The organism is Rhodoferax sp. (genome assembly GCF_011391645.1).
Taxonomy (GTDB): domain Bacteria; phylum Pseudomonadota; class Gammaproteobacteria; order Burkholderiales; family Burkholderiaceae_C; genus Rhodoferax.
The window spans coordinates 19,923-42,943 of record NZ_JAABQC010000010.1 but is presented as its reverse complement, the minus strand read 5'-3'; the positions used below and the strand labels follow the sequence as shown (position 1 = coordinate 42,943).

General features: G+C 61.4%; 21 protein-coding genes and 2 pseudogenes. 9 read left to right on the top strand and 14 right to left on the bottom strand.

Features of this window, described 5'->3' with window-relative positions; all coding sequences use genetic code 11:
- The 3 genes and pseudogenes from GPS82_RS02750 to GPS82_RS02740 form a co-directional block, all read left to right on the top strand.
- A pseudogene (locus tag GPS82_RS02750) lies at positions 1–590 on the top strand (sulfate adenylyltransferase); the annotation flags it as partial.
- A gap of 100 nt (positions 591–690) precedes the next feature.
- Positions 691–1,020, top strand: coding sequence for a ferredoxin FdxA (gene fdxA / locus GPS82_RS02745; RefSeq protein WP_296490704.1), 330 nt, complete (start codon positions 691–693; stop codon positions 1,018–1,020).
- 79 nt (positions 1,021–1,099) lie between these two features.
- Positions 1,100–2,143 carry an NAD(P)/FAD-dependent oxidoreductase gene (locus GPS82_RS02740; protein ID WP_296490703.1) on the top strand — a complete coding sequence of 348 codons (1,044 nt, stop codon included), beginning with the start codon at positions 1,100–1,102 and terminating at the stop codon, positions 2,141–2,143.
- Here GPS82_RS02740 and cysE read toward each other — a convergent pair whose 3' ends face one another.
- Positions 2,144–2,917 (bottom strand): serine O-acetyltransferase, encoded by a 774-nt coding sequence (gene cysE, locus GPS82_RS02735; protein WP_296490702.1) that lies wholly within the window; start codon positions 2,915–2,917, stop codon positions 2,144–2,146.
- Between the two features lie 9 nt (positions 2,918–2,926).
- Positions 2,927–3,682 carry an RNA methyltransferase gene (locus tag GPS82_RS02730; protein WP_296490701.1) on the bottom strand — a complete coding sequence of 252 codons (756 nt, stop codon included), beginning with the start codon at positions 3,680–3,682 and terminating at the stop codon, positions 2,927–2,929.
- A 122-nt stretch (positions 3,683–3,804) separates the two neighbouring features.
- On the opposite strand from GPS82_RS02730, the gene GPS82_RS02725 reads away from it, so the two are divergent.
- The gene (locus tag GPS82_RS02725) at positions 3,805–4,743 is read left to right on the top strand and encodes an inositol monophosphatase family protein (RefSeq protein ID WP_296490700.1); all 939 of its coding nucleotides are present in this window, start codon (positions 3,805–3,807) and stop codon (positions 4,741–4,743) included.
- Between the two features lie 25 nt (positions 4,744–4,768).
- On the opposite strand, the gene GPS82_RS02720 is transcribed toward GPS82_RS02725, so the two are convergent.
- From GPS82_RS02720 to GPS82_RS02705, 4 genes are all read right to left on the bottom strand, one after another.
- Positions 4,769–6,073 (bottom strand): (Fe-S)-binding protein, encoded by a 1,305-nt coding sequence (locus GPS82_RS02720; protein ID WP_296490698.1) that lies wholly within the window; start codon positions 6,071–6,073, stop codon positions 4,769–4,771.
- Complete coding sequence (locus GPS82_RS02715) at positions 6,073–6,753, bottom strand: hypothetical protein (RefSeq protein ID WP_296490696.1); 681 nt, start codon at positions 6,751–6,753, stop codon at positions 6,073–6,075. The genes GPS82_RS02720 and GPS82_RS02715 overlap by 1 nt, the downstream gene beginning before the upstream one ends.
- Positions 6,754–6,866: 113 nt before the next feature.
- On the bottom strand, positions 6,867–9,092 hold the full coding sequence (locus tag GPS82_RS02710) for a bifunctional (p)ppGpp synthetase/guanosine-3',5'-bis(diphosphate) 3'-pyrophosphohydrolase (protein ID WP_296490694.1): 2,226 nt from the start codon (positions 9,090–9,092) through the stop codon (positions 6,867–6,869).
- 107 nt (positions 9,093–9,199) lie between these two features.
- Positions 9,200–10,105, bottom strand: a complete 906-nt coding sequence (locus GPS82_RS02705) for an alpha/beta hydrolase (RefSeq protein WP_296490692.1) — start codon at positions 10,103–10,105, stop codon at positions 9,200–9,202.
- Positions 10,106–10,255: 150 nt separating this feature from the next.
- Here GPS82_RS02705 and GPS82_RS02700 point away from each other — a divergent pair, with 150 nt between their 5' ends.
- The gene (locus GPS82_RS02700; protein ID WP_296490691.1) at positions 10,256–11,026 is read left to right on the top strand and encodes a 3-hydroxybutyrate dehydrogenase; all 771 of its coding nucleotides are present in this window, start codon (positions 10,256–10,258) and stop codon (positions 11,024–11,026) included.
- A 3-nt stretch (positions 11,027–11,029) separates the two neighbouring features.
- Here GPS82_RS02700 and GPS82_RS02695 read toward each other — a convergent pair whose 3' ends face one another.
- Entirely contained in the window at positions 11,030–11,458 is a 429-nt protein-coding gene (locus GPS82_RS02695; RefSeq protein WP_296490690.1) for a DsrE family protein, read from the bottom strand.
- A gap of 95 nt (positions 11,459–11,553) precedes the next feature.
- On the bottom strand, positions 11,554–12,252 hold the full coding sequence (locus GPS82_RS02690) for an SIMPL domain-containing protein (RefSeq protein WP_296490689.1): 699 nt from the start codon (positions 12,250–12,252) through the stop codon (positions 11,554–11,556).
- A 147-nt stretch (positions 12,253–12,399) separates the two neighbouring features.
- Here GPS82_RS02690 and ompR point away from each other — a divergent pair, with 147 nt between their 5' ends.
- The gene (gene ompR / locus GPS82_RS02685) at positions 12,400–13,128 is read left to right on the top strand and encodes a two-component system response regulator OmpR (RefSeq protein WP_296490687.1); all 729 of its coding nucleotides are present in this window, start codon (positions 12,400–12,402) and stop codon (positions 13,126–13,128) included.
- Positions 13,118–14,452, top strand: a complete 1,335-nt coding sequence (locus GPS82_RS02680) for an ATP-binding protein (RefSeq protein ID WP_296490686.1) — start codon at positions 13,118–13,120, stop codon at positions 14,450–14,452. The genes ompR and GPS82_RS02680 overlap by 11 nt, the downstream gene beginning before the upstream one ends.
- A gap of 13 nt (positions 14,453–14,465) precedes the next feature.
- Here the strand turns inward: GPS82_RS02680 and GPS82_RS02675 are convergent.
- A pseudogene (locus GPS82_RS02675) lies at positions 14,466–16,799 on the bottom strand (YgiQ family radical SAM protein).
- A gap of 226 nt (positions 16,800–17,025) precedes the next feature.
- Between GPS82_RS02675 and GPS82_RS02670 the strand changes: the two are divergent.
- Entirely contained in the window at positions 17,026–17,685 is a 660-nt protein-coding gene (locus GPS82_RS02670; RefSeq protein WP_296490685.1) for an LON peptidase substrate-binding domain-containing protein, read from the top strand.
- 18 nt (positions 17,686–17,703) lie between these two features.
- On the opposite strand, the gene GPS82_RS02665 is transcribed toward GPS82_RS02670, so the two are convergent.
- Positions 17,704–18,831 (bottom strand): oxidoreductase, encoded by a 1,128-nt coding sequence (locus tag GPS82_RS02665; protein ID WP_296490684.1) that lies wholly within the window; start codon positions 18,829–18,831, stop codon positions 17,704–17,706.
- Positions 18,832–18,907: 76 nt separating this feature from the next.
- Here GPS82_RS02665 and GPS82_RS02660 point away from each other — a divergent pair, with 76 nt between their 5' ends.
- On the top strand, positions 18,908–19,813 hold the full coding sequence (locus GPS82_RS02660) for an acyltransferase (protein WP_296490683.1): 906 nt from the start codon (positions 18,908–18,910) through the stop codon (positions 19,811–19,813).
- 77 nt (positions 19,814–19,890) lie between these two features.
- On the opposite strand, the gene GPS82_RS02655 is transcribed toward GPS82_RS02660, so the two are convergent.
- From GPS82_RS02655 to tmk, 4 genes are read right to left on the bottom strand one after another with little or no spacing between them, the layout of a single operon-like run.
- On the bottom strand, positions 19,891–20,574 hold the full coding sequence (locus tag GPS82_RS02655; protein ID WP_296490681.1) for an ankyrin repeat domain-containing protein: 684 nt from the start codon (positions 20,572–20,574) through the stop codon (positions 19,891–19,893).
- Positions 20,568–21,365 carry a TatD family hydrolase gene (locus GPS82_RS02650; RefSeq protein ID WP_296490706.1) on the bottom strand — a complete coding sequence of 266 codons (798 nt, stop codon included), beginning with the start codon at positions 21,363–21,365 and terminating at the stop codon, positions 20,568–20,570. The genes GPS82_RS02655 and GPS82_RS02650 overlap by 7 nt, the downstream gene beginning before the upstream one ends.
- Entirely contained in the window at positions 21,365–22,372 is a 1,008-nt protein-coding gene (locus GPS82_RS02645) for a DNA polymerase III subunit delta' (protein WP_296490680.1), read from the bottom strand. The genes GPS82_RS02650 and GPS82_RS02645 overlap by 1 nt, the downstream gene beginning before the upstream one ends.
- Positions 22,369–23,013 (bottom strand): dTMP kinase, encoded by a 645-nt coding sequence (tmk, locus tag GPS82_RS02640; protein ID WP_296490678.1) that lies wholly within the window; start codon positions 23,011–23,013, stop codon positions 22,369–22,371. Before tmk ends, GPS82_RS02645 begins: the two co-directional genes overlap by 4 nt.
- Positions 23,014–23,021 lie beyond the last annotated feature (8 nt).

Sequence of the window (23,021 nt, the reverse complement as noted above, 5' to 3'; positions counted from 1 at the left end):
CGTTGGCTTTTCCAGTGCAATGGGTCGAAAAGTTTTCTGCCAGCGCCGACACCTCGCAAGGCCGCCGGGTGTTCTGGGGCCGGGTTGGCGCGGGCACTGCCCGGGTCGGCCAAGCCGTCAAGGTGCTGCCCAGCGGGCAAACTGCCACCGTTGCGCAAGTGCTGGGCCACACCCGTTTGCCGCGCAGCGTGCCCGCAGGTCATAGCGCCGGCATCGTGCTCGACCGCGAGGTCGATGTGTCGCGGGGCGACTGGCTGCTGGCCGTTGAATCGGCGCCTGCCAGCCGGGAACTTTCGGTCACGGTGGCTTGGATGGACGACGAGCCACTGGTGGCCGGGCGCACCTACTGGGCGCTGCATGGCCACCGCTGGGTCAAGGCGCGGGTCAAACGCGTGGTGCACCGGCTCGACATCAACACGTTGGCCGAGGAAGACGCTGCGGCGCTGCCCGCAAACAGCATCGGCCACGTCGAACTGCTGTTGCAGGAACCGCTTGCCGTGCTGCCGTTCAATGAGTCGCGCGTGCTCGGCGCTTTGGTTCTGGTCGACACCGCCAGCCACAGAACGGCGGGGGCGGCCTTGGTCAATTGACTCAAATCAAGGCTCAACGGACGCAATGCCACTATGCTGCAGGCCCTTGAACCTGAGCCTTTAAAATCCCGCATTTGCATTCAACCGAAGAAATACCAAAATGACCCATACCGTCACCGAAGCCTGTATCAAGTGCAAGTACACCGACTGTGTCGATGTCTGCCCTGTGGACTGTTTTCGCGAAGGCCCCAACTTTCTGACCATCGACCCCGATGAATGCATTGACTGCGCGGTTTGTATCCCCGAGTGCCCGGTCAACGCCATTTATGCTGAAGAAGATGTGCCCAAGGACCAGCGCCACATGACCAAGCTCAACGCCGAGCTGGCCAAGCTGCCCAGTTGGAAAAGCATCACCAAACGCAAACCCGCGCTGCCAGAGGCTGAAGAGTGGAAAGACAAAACCGGCAAGCTGTCCATGCTGATCCGCTGATCCAGATATTGATTCTCATGCCTGCACCTTGTAGGAGCGACGCCCTCGCCGCGATGGACTTTGATCCACACAGCAGGCCATGACCAATACCCCTTTCATCCAGACCGACGCCTTGGTCATTGGGGCTGGGCCGGTGGGCTTGTTTCAGGTGTTTCAACTCGGCCTGCAGGGCATTCACGCGCAGGTGGTCGACGTGCTGGATCAGGCCGGCGGGCAGTGCATTGAGCTTTATCCCGAGAAACCACTCTATGACATTCCGGGCCTGCCGCGCAGCACTGGACGCGACCTGACGGAGCGGCTGCTGCAACAGGTGGCGCCCTTCAAACCGGAGTTTCATTTCAACCAGCAAGTCAGCGCAATCAGCCGCCAGGCCGATGGCCAATGGCTCGTTTCCACACCACAGGAGCAATTCCTGACGCGCACCCTGTTCATTGCCGCAGGTGTCGGCGCCTTTGTGCCGAAAGAACTCAAGCTGGAAGGGCTGGCGGTGTTCACCGGCACCCAGCTCTTTTACCGTATGCCCCGCCCGGAACGTCTTAAAGGTCGGCATGTGGTGGTGGTCGGCGGCGAAGAGATTGCGGTCGACAATGCCATTGCGCTGGCTAGCGAAGGACCGCAGCAGGCGGCCAACGTCACCCTGCTACATCGACGCGATGCGTTGCAAGCCGGTCCGCAGGCCCTGGCCCGCCTGGCCGAGTTGCGAGCCAGTGGCCGCATCAGATTTGTGGCCGGACAGGTCAGCGGCATTGAAACCCATGGTGACTGCCTCACCGGCGTGTCAGTCGCCACCCCCGATGACCAGACCTTGAGCCTGACACTGGATGTCTTGCTGGTTCATCTGGGCATCAGCCCCAAACTGGGACCGGTTGCCGAATGGGGACTGGCCATGGAGCGCAAGCAGCTCAGTGTGGACCCAGCCAGTTTTGCCACCAGTGAAACCGGCATCTACGCGGTGGGTGATGTGAACAGCTACCCCGGCAAGAAAAAGCTGATCGTTTGCGGTTTTCACGAAGCCACATTGGCAGCCTTTGCCGCCGCCAGTTATCTGAATCCGCAAAGTTCCGGCGTGTTGCAATACACCACCAGCAGCGCGCTGCTGCAGCAGCGGCTCGGGGTGCAATAACTATTTGCCCACCAGCTGGTTGAGCTTGTCGGCCTCAAAGTGCTCTTGCCTGGCCGCATCCAACGGCACGATGGAGGCTACCTGGCGCGGGCAATTGAGCTGTTCGATGGCTTTCCAGATCATGGCGATCTGGTGCTCGTGGGTGGCGGCGTTGTCGATCAGGCCGCGCATGGCCTGGCTCAGCGGATCGTCGTTTTGCGTGACACCGTACGCCGAAAACCCCATTTTGGAGGCCACCTCCTCGCGCTTGACGTCAAGCTCGGCCTGAATGATGCGCGCCGGGTTGCCCACGGCGGTGGCACCGGCGGGCACCGGCTTGGTCACCACGGCATTCGATCCCACCTTGGCGCCATCGCCCACAGTAAACCCGCCCAGCACCTGCGCCCCGGCGCCCACCACCACGCCCCGGCCCAGGGTGGGGTGGCGTTTGGCGCCCTTGTACAGCGAGGTGCCACCCAACGTCACGCCCTGGTAAATGGTGCAGTCGTCGCCAATTTCAGCGGTCTCGCCCACCACCACGCCCATGGCATGGTCAAAAAACACCCGTTCGCCAATTTTGGCGCCGGGGTGGATCTCGATGCCAGTCAAGAAGCGCGCCAGGTGCGAGATAAAACGCCCCAGCCATTTGAGGTTGTGGGTCCAGCACGCGTGCGCCAGACGGTGCAGCAACACCGCGTGCACGCCGGGGTAACAGGTCAGCACTTCCCAGGCGCTGCGCGCCGCCGGATCGCGCTCCAGAATGCATTGAACGTCAGATTTGAGTCTTGAAAACATGGGTCGAGTTTATTCTTTGGTGCAAACCTCTGACTTTGGCAGGGGCTGCGGTTTCATCATCATCTTGGCCATGCCGCGCAAAATGTGAATTTCTTCCTGGGTGACAGAGGCGCGGTTGAACAACTGGTTTAGCCGCGGCATGAGTTTCTTGGGCGATTGCGGGTCCAGAAATCCAATGCTGGTGAGCGCCTGCTCCAGATGGGTCAACATACCGGCCACCTGCGCCGCGTCGGCCAACTGCGCCGGGCTTGTGGCCGCCTGCACCGGGTAGCCCCCCAGCGCCTCACGCCAGTCGTAGGCAATCACCTGCAGCGCCGCAGCCAGGTTAAGCGAACCAAACTTGGGGTTGCTCGGAATGCTCAAGGCAGCGTGGCAGCGGTACACGTCTTCGTTGGCCATGCCAAAACGCTCAGAGCCAAACAAAAAGGCCACACCGGTCTGGCTGGCGTCGGGAGCTTTCAGGAGCGCATCAAAGTGCGCGCGCGGCGCCACCGTGGGCGGGCCGAAGTCGCGCGGCGTCATGGCGGTGGCGCACAGGTGCGTCATGCCATCAAGCGCTTCATCAAGCGTTGCCACAATGCGAGCCTTTTTGAGCACGTCGGTGGCGCCGCTGGCGCGCTGGATGGTTTCCTCGCGGTTGAGCACGTTGGCCCAGCGCGGCGCCACCAGCACCAGGTCATCAAAACCCATGGTTTTCATGGCCCGTGCGGCTGCGCCGACATTGCCGGCGTGGCTGGTGTTGATCAGGATAAAGCGCGTCTGCATGGGAATCTCTATTTGCACAAGCCGTTAAAATAACGCCATTGTCGCTGCCCGCATCGCCTGGCAGCGCTTGGCTCTTCCCTCACACAGACTCCGGCCCACCCGTCCGTCTCACCACAATCGATATGAATCCTTCCAACTTGCATCCCATGGTCAACGTGGCCGTGAAGGCCGCCCGCGCTGCTGGCGCCATCATCAACCGCGCTGCTCTCGATGTGGAATCAGTCCGTGTCTCGGAGAAAAAGGTCAATGACTTCGTCACCGAGGTGGACCAGGCTTCTGAGGAGGCCATCATCGAAACCCTGCTCACCGCCTACCCCGGCCACGCCATCTGGGCCGAAGAATCAGGCCGTGTGCACGGCGCGCAAGACTCCGAGTTTGTCTGGATCATCGACCCGCTGGATGGCACCACCAATTTCATTCACGGCCTGCCCGTCTACTGCGTCAGCATCGCCCTGGCCGTCAGGGGCAAAGTGGAGCAGGCCGTCATTTACGACCCCAGTCGCAACGACCTTTTTACCGCCACCAAGGGGCGCGGTGCCTACCAAAACAACCGCCGCCTGCGCGTGGCCAAACGCACCCGCCTGCAGGAGTGCCTGATTTCCACCGGTTTTCCCTATCGCCAGGAAGACGACATCAACACCTACCTGCGTCTGATGGGCGACATGATGGCGCGCACCGCCGGCTTGCGCCGCCCCGGTGCCGCCGCACTGGACCTGGCTTATGTGGCCGCAGGTTACACCGATGGCTTTTTTGAGCTTGGCCTGCAACCGTGGGATGTGGCCGCGGGCTCGCTGCTGATCACCGAGGCCGGTGGCCTGGTCGGTAATTTCTCGGGCGACTCCAACTTCTTGGAGCAAAAAGAATGCATGGCCGCCAACCCGCGCATTTACGGGCAAATGGTCGCCATTCTTGGCAGATACAGCAAATTTGCCGGCGCCGGTGACAAGGCCGCGGTGCGCGCGGCAGTGGCCGAGCTGACTCGGGCCCCCGACACCGCCAGGGTGGCCGAAGAAACCGCAGCATCGGCATCCACGCTGAAGTTGCCTGACGCGCCTTTTTAAGCGGCGGCGATGCCTGCCGCAGGCATCAATCTGCCAGGTTGTCAGCCACGAGTTCGAGCAAGCTCTCGGGCCGCTTGTCCCAGCGTGCATTCTTCGCCCCCATTTCGAGCGTGATCAGGCATTGGCCGCAGCTCGTGATCAGGCGTTTGGCACCGGTCGCTTCAACCTGTAGTTTCTTCATCTCAAAGACCTTGTTGCGCAAGGGCGCGGCACGCTGGTTCGAGACCACGCCGCCACCGCCACCGCAACAATAACCGGTCAAGCCATGGTTTTCGAGCTCGATCAGTTCGACGCCCAGGGCTGCCAGCACACGGCGCGCCGCGGCTTCCAGTCCGCCGCGGCGCACGATCTGGCAGGGGTCATGAAAGGTGGCGGTGTCACTGATTTTGTTGACACGGATCTGCTTGGTTTCGATCAGTTCATCCAGAAATTCGGTCATGTGGAGGATGCGCACCGGCAGCGCCTGCCGATACCACTTGGCGGCTTCCCAGCGCGCCGCACCGTAGGCATGACCACATTCTGGCAACAGCACCGTTTTGGCGCCAATCTTGACAGCGGTGTCGATCAGCGCCCGCGTCAGTCTCTCTTGCAGTTCAAGGTCGCCATTGTTGAAACCGATGTTGGCCGCATCGAAGCCAGCCTGGTGCATGGTCCATTTCACCCCGATGTGGTTGAGAATTTTGGCGGCGTCCGCCAGCGCCTTGGTGTGCTCGCCGAGCTCTGCCGGCGCGGCGGTGACCAGCATGTCGGCGGCTTCAAGGTCACAAGGTATTTCAACGCCATGCTCCCGTGCCACCTCGGCCAGGATATCCGGCAGGTCATCGCCCGGCGTTGCGGTGCTGCCCCATTGCCTCGCGGTGCGGTCCATCAGCGCCAGCCGGTCCGGCACCAGACCGGCCTTGAACATGCCGTGGCGGGCTTCCTTGACAAGTTCGGCAATGTCAATGCCCATCGGGCAGGCCAGCGTGCAGCGGCCGCACATGGTGCAGGAGTCGTAGAGCAACTCCTGCCACTGCTGCAAATCAACAATGCTCGGTTTTTTGACCAAACCGAACGCACGAAACAGCGGCGCAAACGCACTGGCCTCGCGCAAGTAGGTACGATGGAACGGTTCAAGCTTGCGGATTGGCGTGTATTTTGGATCGCCGGTGGCCACATGAAAGTGGCAGGCCTGCGCGCACAGGCCGCAGTGCACGCAGGACTCCATGTGCAGCGCGGTGGTGACACCGAACTCGGACACAAAGCTGCGCAAGGCCGCATCGACCCTGGCCTCATCGCTCTGGTCGCCCTGCTGGTCAAAGTTGGACGGCAATTTGGCTGCAGTGCTCATCACTCGACCCCCCGATGACTGAAGCGCATGCCTGTGGCGCCCCGTGAGAACAAGAACAGGAAAGCGTGCATGAGCTTGCCGAAAGGGAACCAGATCAGCAGCACCTCCAGCGACAGCAAATGCACCGCCAGCGGGGTCGGGTAAATCGCGTGGTCACGCGCCAGCACGGCAGCGGAGGGTTCACTCAGCACGGCCATGCCGGTGACGATGGGCAGGAAGGTGATGGTCCAGCTGATCATGTCATCGGCGTTGGAGATCATCTTGCGCACCGGGTCGGTCAGGCGAAACAACAGCGCCAGCAGCAGCGACAGGATGGTGGCAGCCGCCGCAAGGTACATCACCGAATCGGGCAAGGCGGGCCACCACAGCCCGGTGACGCGGTGGATGAAGGCGATGTGCGGCGCGTAGCCAAAAAACACCAGCGCCAGCCCGATATGGAAGACATACCCGTTGATCGCCGTGTACAGCGCCGTGCGCCGAAACTCCTTGCGCGGCCACATGCCGCGCACAATGGCCCGCGTGGCACCCGCCAGCCTGGAAGACGCACCCGCGCGTGGCGGTGAGCGATCGGGCATTCGCGGGCGCCGCAGTACGCCGAGCAGACGCCACAGCGTGCCCAAAACGAATATGGCGAGCGAGACGGTCAGTGCGGGCCCACGGGCAAAATCGAGCAAGTCCATGTTCATCCTCCAAGGTGTGACACCTTTTCCGTGCGTGCCCTATCTTAGGCCCTGAACACCACGCTTTCAAAGTTGACGCTGGCCCCAATCAAAAAACGCACCGGCCTGGCGCGTCAGCGCCGCCGCGCGGAACGCACGCCAGGCAATTCCGCGACCAGGCCGAGCACCTTGTGCAGACGGCCGGAGTCGGCGACCTCCACCGTGAATGTCATCCAGGCCGTGCCTTTGATCGACTGGGTTTGCACCCCGATGACGTTCATTTTTTCTTTGGTAAAGACCTCGGAGATGTCACGCAACAGGCCTTGCCGGTCTTGTGCCTGCACCGCCACATCGACCGGAAACACCGAGCCGCCGGCGGCCTGGTTCAGACCCCAATCGACATCGATCAGGCGCTCGCCGTTTTTGGCAACCATTTCCTTCAGGTTGGGGCAGTCGGTGCGGTGCACGCTGACGCCCTTGCCACGAGTGACAAAGCCGCAGATCGCATCGGGCGGCGCCGGCTTGCAGCACTTGGCCATTTGGGTCATAAGAGAGTCCACCCCGACCACCAGCAAACCACCCTTGCGGGGGTTGTTGTCGCTGCGCGGCTTGCGGATCAGCGGCGCCTCAAGGTCTTGCTGCGGCGGCTCGTCCGGGCGCAACAGCTGTTCGATGGCGCGCAGTGAAAACTCTTCCTTGCCCACCACCTCGAACAACGCATCGGCCGAGGTGAACCCCAGTTGCGCGGCCAGGTCGTCGAGCTTGAGGGCGGTTTTGCCCTCGCGCTGGAGCAGCTTTTCGACCGCCTCACGGCCCTTGGCGACGGTCTCGGCCATGGCCAGGACGTTGAACCAGGCCCGCACCTTGGTGCGCGCGCGGTGGCTGACCAGGTAGCCCTGGTCGGGGTTGAGCCAGTCGCGCGACGGCCCGCCCTCTTTCGCGGTGATGACCTCGACTGTCTGGCCGTTTTTGAGCGGTGTGTTGAGCGGCACCATGACGCCGTCCACACGGGCGCCACGGCAGCGGTGGCCCAGGCTGGTGTGCACGCTGTAGGCGAAGTCGACCGCAGTGGCTCCTTGGGGCAGTTCGACAATGGCGGCCTCGGGTGTCAGAACATAAATCAGATCGTCGAAAACGCCCTGCGTTTGGGTGCCCGAAAGGTCGCGCTCCCATTCGAGCAGTTGCCGCAAAACGGCGATTTTGGCGTCGTAGGCGCCGCTCGCCGAGACCCCGGCGTAACCTTTGGCGCCAGCCTCCTTGTAGGCCCAGTGGGCGGCCACGCCGTTTTCTGCGTGGTCGTGCATGGCCTGGGTGCGGATCTGGATCTCGCAGACCTGGCCCTCGCTGTCGCGCACCACGGTGTGCAGCGACTGGTAGCCGTTGACCTTGGGCTTGGCAATGTAGTCGTCGAATTCTTCCGGCAGTGGTGTAAACCTGCTGTGCACCCAGCTCAGGGCAGCGTAGCACTCAGGCACGCTGGCCACCACAATGCGCAGCGCGCGCACGTCGTAAATGTGCTCAAAGTCGAGGCCCTTGCCGCGCATTTTCTTGATGATGCTGTAGATGTGCTTGGGCCGGCCCGACACCGTGGCACGGATGCCGTTGGCGGTCAGGTCAGCTTGCAGCCGGGCACGCAGGCGTTCGACGTAGGCTTCGCGCTCGGTGCGTTTTTCATCAAGCCAGTTGGCCACCTGGCGGTAGGTGTCGGGCTCCTGGAAACGAAACGCCAGGTCTTCCATTTCCCACTTGATTTCCCAGATGCCCAACCGGTTGGCCAGCGGCGCAAAGACCTGCAGCGCCTCGGCCGCGATGCCTTCGGGCACTGGCAATTTGGTGGCGGCAAAAAAGCGCAGGGTTTGCAGACGCGAGGCAAGGCGCAGCATCACCACGCGCAGGTCGCGCGAAAACGCCAGCAGCATCTTGCGCACATTCTCGGTCTGCATGGCAACAGGCTGCAGGCCTGCGGCGTGGCCGCGTGCCCGCACCAGCCGGGCCTGGCGCTGCACCCGCACCAGTTTGGTGGTTTCCATGGCCAGGGCGGCAAAATTGTCGCCAAAAGCCTTGGCAATCACTTCCTGCGGACGGTTCAGGTGGTCGCAGGCATAGACCAGGTAGCTGGCCGACTGCATGGCTTCGGAGCCACCAATGCTGCGCAAAATGGCGGCCACGGCATCAGCATGGGCCAAAATATTTTCACCAGTGTCGAGCAGTTCAGTGGCCAGCAGTGGCTCGGCAAAGGCACGGGCGCGCGCCAGCGCGTGGGCTTGCTCCGGCAAGCTGTCGGCCGTGGCGGCCACCACCGGCAGGACAGGTTTGCCGGCGGCGGGCTGGTCAGTGTTGGCTGTTGCTTGGCTTTTCATGAAGTCACCTTACAGCCATCGGGCCGGGGGCTGCCCTCCCACAAATGCAGGGCAGCAGGGATTTTGTGGGAGCGGCGCCCTCGCCGCGACGGCTTTGGACTTCATGCTCAATCCAGCAAAAACGACACCACGGCGTTGACCTGGTCTTTGGCGACAAAGGTGGGCGCATGGCCGACGCCGGCAAATTCAAGCAGGCGGGCCCTGGGGCCGCGCCCGGTCATGGCGAGTGCCGTCCGGGGTGACAGCAAATCCGAATCAGCGCCGCGAATCAGCAGGGTTTGGGCAGTGATGCGGTCGTAGGCCTGCCACATCAAGGCCTCGCTCTGGGCGGCGGATTCGGCCGTGATCACCTTGAACGGCTCGGCCAGCGCCGGGTCGTAGTGCAAGGTCAAGCGACCACTGCCATCGCCCAGGGGTTTGAGCATGGGGCGGGTCAGCGCCAGCCATTGCGCCGGGCTGTGCGGCCCAAAGCTGCTGGCAACCGCCCACAAGGCGTCGGCGGCTTGCTGCTCCGAGTCAAAGGCCCCCGTTTTGCCCAGATACTGGCCAATGCGCTGCAAAGCCTGCGCCTCGATCACCGGTCCGACGTCGTTGAGCACCAGGCGGCGCACTTTGGCAAAGGCCGGGGCGTTGGGCAAGCCTGCCACCACCATGCCGATCAGGCCGCCCATGCTGGTGCCAAGCCAGTCGAGTGTGTCGGGTTGCAGTTGTTGCAGCAAGGCCAGCATGTCGGCCGCGTAGTGAGGAATCTGATACCCGGTGGCGTCTTTGAGCCAGTCGCTCTTGCCTCGCCCCACAACGTCCGGGCACACCACACGCAGGCTCTGACCGCCGCTGGCGGCATGCGCGCAAAGGGCTTGAGCCAGCACGTCAAAGTCTCGCCCCTGGCGCGTCAGACCATGGACGCAAAGCACCACATGGCAGCTGTCTGGCTGGCCCCATTGCCAGTAGGCCATGCGGTGGCCGCCCTGGGCATCGGGGCAACTGACAAATTCAAGGGTGGGCTCTGACATGATGAAGTCTGCAATCTGAAGGGAGGCTGGATAATGACCGGGTGGCATGTGCGCTTGGTATCCGGGCGGCACATGGCATGATCCTAATGCAAACACAGGTCCATCTCGTGCCGGCTCGATGGATTCAATTATTTTTTCGGAGAATTTCCCATGCTCAAAGGTAAAACAGCGCTTGTCACCGGCTCCACCAGCGGCATCGGCTTGGGCGTTGCCAAGGCCCTGGCTGCCCAAGGGGCCAACATTATCATGAATGGCTTTGGCGACGTGGCTGGACCCAAGGCCGAAATCACTGCGCTTGGCGTCAAAGTGACCTACCACGGCGCTGACATGAGCCAACCGGCAGAGATAGCGGCCATGATGAGCTACGCCGCCGAGCAGTTCGGCCGGGTCGACATTTTGGTGAACAACGCGGGCATTCAGCATGTGGCGCGGATTGAAAACTTTCCACCTGAGCGCTGGGACGCTATCATGGCCATCAACCTGAGCAGTGCCTTTCATGCCACCCGACTGGCCTTGCCCGCCATGCAGGCCGCGGGCTGGGGACGCATCATCAATGTGGCGTCGGTGCACGGGTTGGTGGGATCGGCCGAAAAATCGGCCTATGTCGCGGCCAAACACGGCGTGGTCGGCCTGACCAAGGTCACCGCGCTGGAGAACGCCACCACCGGCGTGACCTGCAACGCGATTTGTCCGGGCTGGGTGTTGACGCCGCTGGTGCAAAAGCAGGTGGACGCCAAGGCTGCCGCCCTGGGCCTGTCCAATGACGATGCCAAAAAGCTGCTACTCGGAGAAAAAGAGCCTTCGCAACAGTTCACCACGCCCGAAGAGCTGGGCGCGCTGGCGGTATTTTTCTGCTCGCCTGCCGGCAACAACGTGCGCGGCGTGGCGTGGAACATGGATGGCGCCTGGACGGCGCAGTAGGGGTCAGGGGCGAACGTAGGCCCAGCCCTGCTGCTGGCGGTTCATGATTTGGATGACCCCGGCGGGCACGTAGCTGATGTCCGGATTCATGTCGGCCTTGACCAATTTTTGGGCGCCCATGGTGTTTTCGCAAGCCACCACCTTGACGCCTGCCTTGATGGCGTCGTTGACCCGGTTGACCGTGACCGCATCGAACTTGAGCATGCCAATGCCTGGCCCAAAGGCCACAATCTCCACCTGAATCTTGTCCGCGCCAAGCTCTTTTTGCGCGTTGTTGGCGACATTCAGAGCCAGGTTCCATTTGGCGGCATCGCCGTCACTGACCTGCATCACGATCCGGGGTGCGGGTGCGGGCGGTGTGCTGGCACAGCCGGTGGCCAACAGGGTGGCGCCAGTCATGGCGACGGCAAGGAATAGGGTTCTGCGGTTCATGGGCTTGGTTTCCAGTCGATTGAGTAAGGACACGTATATTAGGCAAGGCTTATGGCCTTGCCTACGCGTGTAAACCCCAACCCCGCCTTGATTTCTTACTTCAGCTGCACCGAGCCCGACACGTTGACGCTGACCTGGCTCAGACCGGCTTCGAGCGGCACGGGCGCCGTCTCGTCGGAGGCAGATCTGACGCTGGCCGCCATCATGTAGGGCCGCACGGGGCCCACCTGATTGGCATTGATCTGGACCTCGCCCAAGGTGTAGCCACCAAAGCCAAAGCCCTTGGCGATCTCGGCGGCACTTTTCTGAAACTGTTCAATGGCCTGGCTTTGGGCCTGCGATTGCGCCTCCTGGCGTACTTGCGCGCTCAGACCAAAACTGGCGCTGGACACGGTTAAAGTCTGCAACTGTCCAGCCGTCTGGCTGATACGCACAAAATCACGACCCTGCAGCACCAGTTCGGCCGAACCCTGCCAGCCGACCAATTTGCCGTTGCGATCATGCCGCGGCGACAGTCCAAAGCGGCCGGTGCTGACGCTCATCAAGGGACTCTGGGCTTGGCGTCTGGCCAGAGTCAGCGCCGCATCCAGTGTGGTCTTGAGCTGGGTTTGCACCTCCTGCGCGTTGCTGCCTTCGCGCTGGGTGCTCAGCGTCAGGGTCAGTTCATCCTGCGGCACCTGCACAGTGGCGCTGGCCGACAAGCTCACCCGCTGGCTCGGCAGGGGCTGGACCATGCTTTGAGAAAAAACCGGCGCAGCACCGATCAATAGCGCGCCAAAAACGATGGACTTCATTAAATTTTTCACATTTTCTCCTTTTGGATACGGTTTGGGTCAAATCAAAAACTTTGTAACAGCATGTCAATACCGCCATAAAAACACCTGAAGCGCAAAATCAAACACGCAAAATCATGGTTGTTACAAATTGCCCTGGAACGAAGTATGTCCGCAAAATCTGACCGAGTTGACAAAATATTGGTCGTTGATGACGACGCACGTATTCGCGACCTGTTGCGTCGCTATTTGATGCAAGAAGGTTTCGAGGTGCTGCAAGCCGAAGACGGCAAGGCTCTCACCCGCGTGTTGCAGCGCGAGCCCGTTGATTTGATCGTACTTGACCTGATGATGCCAGGTGAAGACGGCTTGTCAATCTGCCGGCGGCTGCGCGGTGCCAATGATCGCACACCCATCATCATGCTGACGGCCAAGGGCGAGGACATCGACCGCATTGTGGGGCTCGAAGTGGGTGCCGACGACTACCTTGGCAAACCCTTCAACCCACGGGAACTGCTGGCGCGCATTCATGCCGTGCTGCGCCGGCGCCCGCAGGTGGAAGCGCCGGGCTCGCCCTCAGCCGATAACGAAACCGTCACTTTTGGCCCTTTCAGCTTCGACCTGGGTGCGCGCATTCTGCGCAAGGACAATGAAGAACTGATGCTGACCACGGGCGAATTTGCCATGCTCAAGGCGCTGGTCAGGCACCCGCGGCAACCGCTGTCGCGAGAAAAGCTCGCGCAACTGGCGCGCGGGCGCGACTTTGAGCCGTTTGACCGCAGCCTGGACGTGCAGGTGTCGCGCTTGCGCAAGCTCATCGAGGAAGACGCCACAGCGCCACGCTTCATCCAGACCGTGTGGGGTGTTGGCTACGTCTTTGTGCCCGATGGCAACTAAATCCGGCCTGAGCCTGTTCTGGCGCACCTTTGTGCTGCTGACGCTGCTGCTGCTGGGCAGCGTGTTGGCCTGGACGCAAATTCTCAATGAACTTGAAGCCGAACCGCGCGCCATCCAGACCGCGCGGCAGATTGCCTCGCTGGTCAACATGAGCCGTGCGGCGGTGATGCACTCCGACGGGATCACCAAGGTGTCGCTGTTCAAAACCATGAAGGACCAGGAGTCGGTGGTGATCAAGCCGCGCGAACCCAACGATGTGGTTCAAGCCCTGAAGCCCGATGAGACCAACCGCTACATCGAAAACGAACTCAAACAACGGCTCGGGTCAAACACACCGGTGGCGGAACGCGTCAATGGCGAGTCGGGCCTGTGGATTGGCTTTGACATCAACAAGGACAAGTTCTGGCTGCAGACCGATCTGTCGCGCTTTGACCAGCCCAGGGCCAAAACCTGGCTGGTCTGGCTCACCACCGCGGTCGCGCTATCACTGCTGGGCGCAGCCTGGATTGCGGGCTTGATCAATCGCCCGCTGAAAGACCTGTCGTTTGCCGCCAAGCGGGTGCGCGAAGGCGACTTTGAGGCCAGCCGGCTTGATGAATCCGTGAGCACCAGCGAGATTCGGGCGGTCAACATCGGCTTTAACCGCATGACGCAAAAACTGGCCAAGATTGAAGAGGAGCGCGCGGTGATGTTGGCTGGCATTTCGCATGACCTGCGCACACCGCTGGCTCGGTTGCGGTTGGAGACCGAGCTCAGCGTCACTGACGAAACGGCCCGCGAGAACATGGCCAATGACATTGCGCAACTGGATGCCATCATCAGCAAATTCCTGGATTACGCCCGGCCGGGACAGATCAAATTCAGCCCGGTGGCACTCAACCCGCTGCTGGAACAGTGCCTGGCCACGCTTCGCCATCGCCCCGAGCTTGACCTCAAGGTAACGATTGAGCCCGACCTGATGGTGCAGGCCGACGCGGTGGAACTGCAGCGCGTCTTCACCAACCTGATCGAAAACGCGGCGCGTTACGGCAAATCGTCCGGTACCGGCAAGGCGCTGGTTGAAGTGACAGCGCACCGGATGGACACCACTGTGCTGCTGCGCGTGCGCGACCACGGCCCGGGTGTGCCTGAAGATCAGTTGGCCCAGTTGACCACGCCCTTTTTTCGCGGTGAGACCGCCCGCACGGCCGCCAACAGCACAGGACTGGGGCTTGCCATTGTCCAGAAAATCATTTCGCGCATGGACGGCACGCTGGAACTCAAAAACGCCAGCGGCGGCGGCTTGAGCGTCAATATCCGCTTGAAGCTTGCCAAAGTAAGTTAACCAGACCCTGAACCTAACGGGGTCGATGGTTGTTGAAGTTTTTGGCTGGTTTCAGGCCCGTCACGCGCGGCGGCAGGCCGGTGTGCTGCGTCAACAGCTGACCGGGTTGGGGCGTCTTGACCGCCACCGTGGTTGAATTTTTGCGCCGGGCGCTGGTGTAACTGCCGTCCGTCATGGGCTGAAACGTGGGAATCAGGTGGTGCTTGCCATTGCCGATCAAATCAGCGCGGCCCATGGCCTTGAGGGCGTCGCGCAGCAGCGGCCAGTTGTTGGGGTCGTGGTAGCGCAAAAAGGCCTTGTGCAGGCGGCGGCGCCGTTCACCGCGCACCACGTCAACCTTTTCACCCCGGTCGTCGCGGTGAATGCCCTTGAGCGGATTCAGGTCGGTGTGGTACATGGCGGTGGCAGTGGCCATGGGGCTGGGGTAGAAGGTTTGCACCTGGTCGGCGCGAAAGCCGTTTTTCTTCAGCCAGATCGCCAGGTTCATCATGTCGGAGTCGCTGGTGCCGGGGTGGGCGGCGATGAAGTACGGGATCAAAAACTGCTTTTTGCCGGCCTCTGCCGTGTACTTGTCAAACAGCGTCTTGAACTTGTCATAGGTGCCCATGCCGGGCTTCATCATCTTGGAAAGCGGGCCAGACTCGGTGTGTTCCGGCGCAATCTTGAGGTAGCCACCCACGTGGTGCTGCACCAGTTCCTTGACGTATTCGGGGCTTTGCACCGCCAGGTCATAACGCACGCCGGAGCCGATCAGAATCTTCTTGACACCCTTCAAGGCGCGGCCGCGGCGGTAGATGTCGATGAGCGGTTGGTGGTCGGTGCCCAGGTTGGAGCAGATGCCGGGGAAGACGCAGCTGGGCTTGCGGCAGGCGGCCTCGATCTCGGGGCTTTTGCAGCCCAGCCGGTACATGTTGGCAGTCGGCCCGCCCAGGTCCGAGATGGTGCCGGTGAAGCCCTTGACCTTGTCGCGGATGTCCTCGATTTCCTTGATGACCGATTCTTCGGAGCGGCTCTGGATGATGCGGCCCTCGTGCTCGGTGATGGAGCAAAAGGTGCAGCCGCCAAAGCAGCCGCGCATGATGTTGACGCTGAAGCGGATCATTTCCCAAGCCGGGATCTTGGTGGCGTGGTCGTGGCTGCCGTTGGCGTCGGCATAACTCGGGTGCGGGCTGCGCGCATAGGGCAGGCCAAAGACCTGGTCCATCTCGGCAGTGGTGAGCGGAATCGGCGGTGGCGTGATCCACACATCGCGCGCGGTAGCGCCCTCCCCGTGCGCCTGCACCAGCGCCCGGGCGTTGCCGGGGTTGGTCTCAAGGTGCAGCACGCGGTTGGCATGGGCGTAGAGCACCGCGTCGGACTTGACCGCTTCAAAACTGGGCAGCCGGATGACGGTGCGGTCACGCGGGGGCAGGTTTTGTTTGCCCGCACGCCGCGGCAGCGCGGGGTTGGGCATGAAGGTGAGGGGTTTGATGACATCAGTGCGATCCATGACGGCCGGAGCTTTGTCATCTTCCTTGCTGCACGTCGTGCCCTGCGCTGCCGCCTGTTCACTGGTGGTCTGGTAGGGGTTGATGTGGGACTCGACCAGACCGGGCACGTCGACGTCGGTGGAGTCGATCTCGAACCAGCCCAGTCGGGTGTCGTCGTCGGTGCGGCGCACAAAGGCGGTGCCGCGCACGTCGGTGATGTGCTCCACCGGTTCGCGACGACTCAGGCGGTGGGCAATTTCAACAATGGCGCGCTCGGCGTTGCCGTACAGAAGCAGGTCGCACTTGGCGTCCACCACGATTCAGCGGCGCACCTTGTCGCTCCAGTAGTCGTAGTGGGCGATGCGGCGCAGGCTGCCCTCGATGCCGCCCAGAATGATGGGCACGTCCTTGTACGCCTCGCGGCAGCGCTGGCTGTAGACGATGGCGGCTCGGTCAGGCCGCTTGCCGCCGACGTCGCCGGGGGTGTAGGCGTCGTCGGTGCGGATTTTGCGGTCAGCCGTGTAGCGGTTGATCATGCTGTCCATGTTGCCCGCCGTCACACCCCAGAACAGGTTGGGTTTGCCCAGTGCCTTGAAGGGCTCGGCGCTTTGCCAGTCGGGCTGGGCGATGATGCCCACCCGAAAGCCCTGGTCTTCCAGCATGCGGCCGATCACCGCCATGCCAAAGCTGGGGTGATCCACATAGGCGTCACCGGTGACCAGCACCACGTCGCAGCTGTCCCAGCCGAGTTGATCCATCTCGGCGCGGTTCATCGGCAGGAACGGTGCCGTGCCGAAGCGGGCCGCCCAGAACTTGCGGTAACTGGACAGCGGCTTGGCGGCGCGCGGGAAAAAAGAGACGTCAACGGGGGCGTTCATGGACATTCAGGGTCAGGGGGAAGGAGCAGAGTGTAAGGTTTTGGGGCTTTAAACGTTCGCGTCAAGGTCTTTGCCGGAAGGCGCCGCACCAACAGGCGAGATGCCATGACCAAGGCAAGGGGGTATTGAAGCGGTCAACAACATCAACCTGCCTGCGTTAACATGCCCGCAGGCCAGAATTCGCTCTGGTTGAATGGCTTCCAGGCTCAATTTTTCTGACCGGTTCATGACTGACACCCTATCTTTCGATTCACTGCCACTGTTTCCGCTGAACCTGGTGTTGCTTCCGGGTGGCCACCTGCCTTTGCGCATTTTTGAGGTACGCTACCTCGATATGGTCAGCAAATGCTTCAAGGCGGGCACGCCCTTTGGCATTGTCACACTCGTCCAGGGCTCCGAGGTGCGCTCTGCGGCCGCCGACCAGGCCGGCATTGCCAGCAAAAGTCAGGAGGTCTTTTACCCGGTGGGCACCCTGGCGCGCATCACCCGGCTGAGCCGGCCACAGTCAGGCTTGATCATGATCACTTGCACGGGTGCGCAACGTTTTGAATTGAAGCAGCCTGAATTGCTCAAGCATGGTTTGTGGACTGGCAGTGCGAAGCTGTTACCCGATGACCAGAGCGTGCCCATTCCGGAAGATTTGACCGCCGTGGCAAGCGCCCTCGCGCGCGTGCTCGATACCCTGAGGGCGCAGGGCATGACGCCCGAGCAGATGCCGATTCAGCCGCCTTATGCGCTGCATGATTGTGCCTGGGTGGCCAACCGCTGGTGCGATTTGCTGCCCATGTCGCTGCCGCAAAAGCACCGCCTGATGACACTCGACAACCCGCTGCTGCGGCTTGAACTGGTGAGCGATTTGCTGGAGCGCAACGGCATCGCCTCCTGAGTGGCCGCCTGACCAGAGTCAAGCCTGTGCCGGAGGGACCTCGACAAACCGGCCTGATGCGGCACTTTGTTCCCCCAGAGCCAGCAGTTGCATCACGGCATGCACCTGCGCGGGTGCGACACCAGCCTGCGGCTGCAGTCCCCACAGGTGGTCGCGCAATTGGGCGTAAAAGGCCAGGTAGTTGCCGGGCGGACTGGGGGCAGCACTGCGCACCGAGACCGGCGCCGCCACACCGGCCATGTTTTCCATGCGCAAAAGTTGGCCTGCTTGCGGGTCCTGACCCCAGTCGTGGAGCGCGTCCAATTGCGGACGCTGGCCCGCTTTCAAGGCATCCTCCTGCACGTCGAGTCCAAACTTGGTAAAGCTGCCCCGGGTGCCGTGCATAACCCAGCGCGGTCCCGGTTCGGCCACCAGCGTGCTGGCGTGCAGGATGACGCGCAGGCCACCCAGCGGCGTGTCATAGCGCAGCACGGCATGAAACCAGTCGTTCACCTGTGCGCCTTCGCGCACGCTGGCCAACTCCAGTAACAGGGCATCGGGCTGGCCGAAGAGCAGGAGGGCCTGGTCCACCAGATGCGGCCCGAGGTCGAGCCAGAGGCCTGAGCCGGGCAGGTTTTGCTCACGCCAGCGCTGCGGCACGGTTGGCCGGTAACGGTCAAAGTGCGAGTCCACCTGCACCACGCGCCCCAGTTGTCCACTGGCAATAACCTGCTGCAGGGCCAAAAAATCGCTGTCGAAGCGGCGGTTCTGAAACACCGTGAGCACCCTGCCCTGCTGATGTGCCAGCGCGAGCAAGGCTTCGGTTTCAGGCAGTGTGACGGTGCAGGGTTTGTCGACCACCACATGCTTGCCTGCCCGCAGCGCGGCCCGGGCCAATTCAAAATGGCTGTCGTTGGGCGTGGCAATCACCACCAGGTCAATGGCAGGGTCGGCCAGAGCCGCGCCCGGCGACTCCTGGCAGCGCACGTCGGGCCAGTCGCGTTGCACTGCGTCTGCCTGGCGCGTCACAATGCAGGCCAGATGCAGTCCGGGCACGCCGGCGAGAAGCGGAGCATGAAAGATGCGACCCGCTCCGCCGTAGCCGATCAGGGCGACGCGCAGGGGCGCATATTGGGTGGCATGCGTGGATATTGGCTTATGTTGCATGCCCGAATCATCACCGAAAATGCAACCAGGGGATTACCAACAAATTACCAAGACGCAAATCGCGCACAATTTGGCCATGCTTCATTTTTTGCCAGCGCCGATCAACGGTGCCATTGCCAGCACACTGATGCTGCTCAATATTTTGTTTTGGGTACCGGTTTTGTTGCTGGTGGCCACGGTCAAACTGCTGCTGCCGTTCAAACGGGTGCGCCTGATCATTGACCCGCTGCTGCTGCAGATTGCCGAGGCCTGGATTGCCGGCAACAGCGGCTGGATGCGGCTGACGCAACCGCTGCAATGGGAGGTCAGCGGCCTGCAAGATCTAAATCCGCGCCAGTGGTACCTGGTCATCTGCAACCACCAGTCATGGGTTGACATCCTGGTGTTGCAGCATGTGTTGAACCGGCGTATCCCGCTGCTCAAGTTTTTTCTGAAAAAGCAATTGATTTGGGTGCCCATCATGGGACTGGCCTGGTGGGCGCTGGAGTTCCCGTTCATGCGCCGGCACAGCGAGGCTTTTCTGCAAAAGCACCCAGAAGAGCGTGGCAAGGACGCTGCCACTACCCGTGCGGCTTGCGAAAAATATGCACTGGTGCCCACCAGCGTGATGAATTTTGTGGAGGGCACGCGCTTCACCCGGGCCAAACAGCAGCGCCAACAATCGCCCTACCGGCATCTGCTCAAACCCAAGGCCGGCGGCATCAGCTTGGCGCTGGATGCCATGGGTGAAAAATTTGGCGCGGTGCTTGACATCACCATTGCCTACCCGGACGGCGCGCCCAATTTCTGGCAATTTTTGCAGGGTCGCGTGCCACGGGTCATTGTGCAGGCCCGCACCCTGCCCGTGCCGCGACTTGCCGCCAGCTCAACGACAGACGCATCGCAGGCACTGCGCGAGCTGTGTCAAGGCTGGGTCAACCAGTTGTGGGCCGACAAGGACGTCTTGCTGGACAAACATCTTGATCTGGAAAATAATCGATAAATCACTTTAAGAAACAATTCTTATATATTGATTTAATTAAGGTAATCGACTATCCAATCAGCAGTCAAGCTGCAGTGTTACCAAGTCCCTTTGGGTTGCTTGTTACGGACAAAGGCCGCAATCACCGCTGCGGCATCAGCGCGATTGGCGCGCAGGGCCATGTCGAGTGCGGTCAACTGAAGCTCGTTTTTGATCGACACATCGGCACCGGCATCCAGCAAGAGTCGCACAGCTTCCGCTGTCCCGTAATGCGCAGCCATCATCAAAGGGGTGGTGCCATTGGGCGAAGACGCATCAATGTAGGCGTGCTGATCAAGCAGCAACTGCATGACGGCCAAATGACCGTTGGTGGCCGCATAGTGCAAAGGGGCCCAGCCAGGTTTGTTGACATACCCTCCCTTTTTGATCAGCAGTTGGCACAACTCAAGTTCACCCTTAAGCGCTGCCAGCATCAAAGGGCTTTCGTCGGCTGTGTTGCGCACTTCAGCTTTGATCTTCGGGCTGTCAAGAAGAACGGTGGCCACCTTGAAAGACGATTCCCTGACTGCCAAAAACAAGCCTGGCATGCCATCGGTATTGACGGTATTCGGATCAAAGCCGCGGCTTAGCAAGGCTGCCACGGCTTTGGCATCGTCTTGAACAACCGCTCTGAAGAAGTCTTCAAAAGAACCGGCGTGAGAATTTATAAAGCCTGTAGAAACAATAATATAAAAGACTAACTTAAAGTATCTTGTAAAGTTTATAAAGCAGGTTTTCAACATGCTCGAACCCCTTTGAATAGGTCATCAAAGTTCTGATTGGTGAGTTGGGCAATGGCCTCGACCGAGCAGTGCCTGATCTCAGCCAATTGCTTGGCAACCCATGGGACATAGGCCGGAGTATTGGTTTTTCCGCGATAAGGCATGGGGGCCAGGTAGGGGCTGTCGGTCTCGATCAGCAAGCGGTCCAATGGCACCATGGCCGCCACGTCGCGCAAACTCTGGGCACTCTTGAACGTCAAAATGCCCGAAAAAGAAATATAAAAACCCAGCTCAAGGGCCTGGCGCGCCACGTTTTCATCTTCGGTGAAGCAGTGAAACACACCGCCAGCACTGCCCGCAGACCCATCCTCACCCTCCTCGCGCAAAATCTCCAAGGTGTCCTCGGAGGCTTGCCGGGTATGAATCACCAGGGGCTTTTGCAATTGCCGCGCGGCCCGAATGTGGGTGCGAAAACGCTCGCGTTGCCACGCCATGTCAGCCACAGTGCGGCCATTGAGCCGGTAGTAGTCGAGGCCGGTCTCACCAATGCCGACTACCCGCGGCAAAATGCCCAAGGTCAGCAAATCATCGAGTGTGGGTTCCCTCACCCCTTCGTTGTCGGGGTGCACCCCCACGGTAGCCCAAAAATTATCAAAATCAAGGGCAAGCTGATGAACTGCGCCAAATTCTTCAAGCGTCGTGCTGATGCACAGGGCGCGCCCCACATGGGCCTGCGCCATGGCTTGCCGTATGGCCGGCAGTTTCGAGAGCAACTCGGGAAAATTCAGGTGGCAATGGGAATCTGTGAACATCATGCTTTTGAGTGAAGTGCCAATTGGGCCTGGCTGACCAAAGCCTCGACCATCAGGCCCGCGTTGAAAGGATGCTCGACCGTGCGCATGGTGTCTGACAAACTCTTGGCCCAGTGACTCAGGCTTTGCCAGCCCCCGGCTTTTGGCAAATCGTCCTGCTCGAAAAAACGCGGCGCGGCGCCACTGTGAACCGCCATCAGGTCATGGCACAGCTTGTGCAGGGCATCGACGGTTTGCGCCGGTGTCCAGTCCTTGAAAACGTTGACATCCCCGGCTTGCACCGCACGCGGCAGGCGTGGCCACAGGGCCGCAATCGGGGCAAACTGCAGCGCATCCTGCGGTCGCCCGCCGGCGGCGCGCAGCATCACGCTGGCCTGTTGAGTGGAAACACCCTGCTCCCGCAGCCAGGCCATGGCGGTCGACTGATCGGGCCAGTTCATGGTGTGACCCAGGCAGCGGCTGCGAATGGTGGGCAGCAGTTGGTGGGCGGCGTCAGAAGCCAGCACAAACTTGACGTCGCCCGCAGGCTCCTCCAGGGTCTTGAGCAAGGCGTTGGCGGTGTAGACATTCATGCGCTCGGCCGGAAACACCAGCACCGCCTTGCCGCGGCCGCGGGCGCTGGTGCGCTGGGCAAACTCCACCGTGTCGCGCATGGCGTCGACCCGGATTTCCTTGCTGGGTTTGCGCTTCTTGCTGTCAATCTCATCCTGCGCCTTTTCGCTGAGCGGCCAATTCAGGGCCAGCATCACGGTTTCGGGCATGAGCACACACAGATCAGCATGGGCGCGCACCTCAATCGCGTGACAACTGCCACAGCTGCCACAAGCGCCCTGTGCCGTGGCGTGTTCGCACAGCCAGGCGCGCACCAGCGCCAGCGCCAGCTCGTACTGACCCAGGCCGGACGGCCCGGCCAGCAGCCAGGCGTGGCCGCGTTGTGCCAGCAGGGATTGCGTTTGAGCAGCAATCCAGGGCGCGACCTTGCTGGCAGCGACCGATGGCTCGCTCATGCCAGCCAGCCCCGTTGCTTGACGCTGCTCAGCACATGCTGCCACACCGCCGCGCGCTCCTGCTCTGCAGCAATGCGTGCAAAACGCTGGGGAGCAGCATCAAAACGCGCCTGATAGCCCGCGCGCACCCGGGCGAAAAATGTCAGAGGTTCGGCTTCAAACTTGTCAGGTGCGCGCACGCCGATCAGGCGCCCGGCGGCGATCTCGGGAGCCAGGTCAAACCAGATCGTCAGATCAGGTTCCCGAACAAAGTCAGCTGGGGGCAACTTCACCGTCTGCACCAGTTGCTCCAAGAATGTGAGGGTGGTCAGATCAAAACCCCGCCCGCCGCCCTGGTAGGCAAAGGTGGCATCGGTAAAGCGGTCACACAGCACCACCTCGTCGCGTGCCAGCGCCGGCTCGATCACTTGCTGCAGGTGGTCGCGCCTTGCAGCAAAGACCAGCAAGGCTTCGGTCATGGCATCCATGGGTTCGTTCAGCACCAGGGTGCGCAACTTTTCCGCCAAGGGGGTTCCCCCGGGCTCACGGGTCAGCCGCACCACCCTGCCCTGTGCCTTGAAAGCTTGCGCCAAGCCGTCGATATGGGTTGATTTTCCGGCGCCGTCAATGCCTTCAAAACTGATGAAAAGTCCGCTTGTCATGCTGGTGT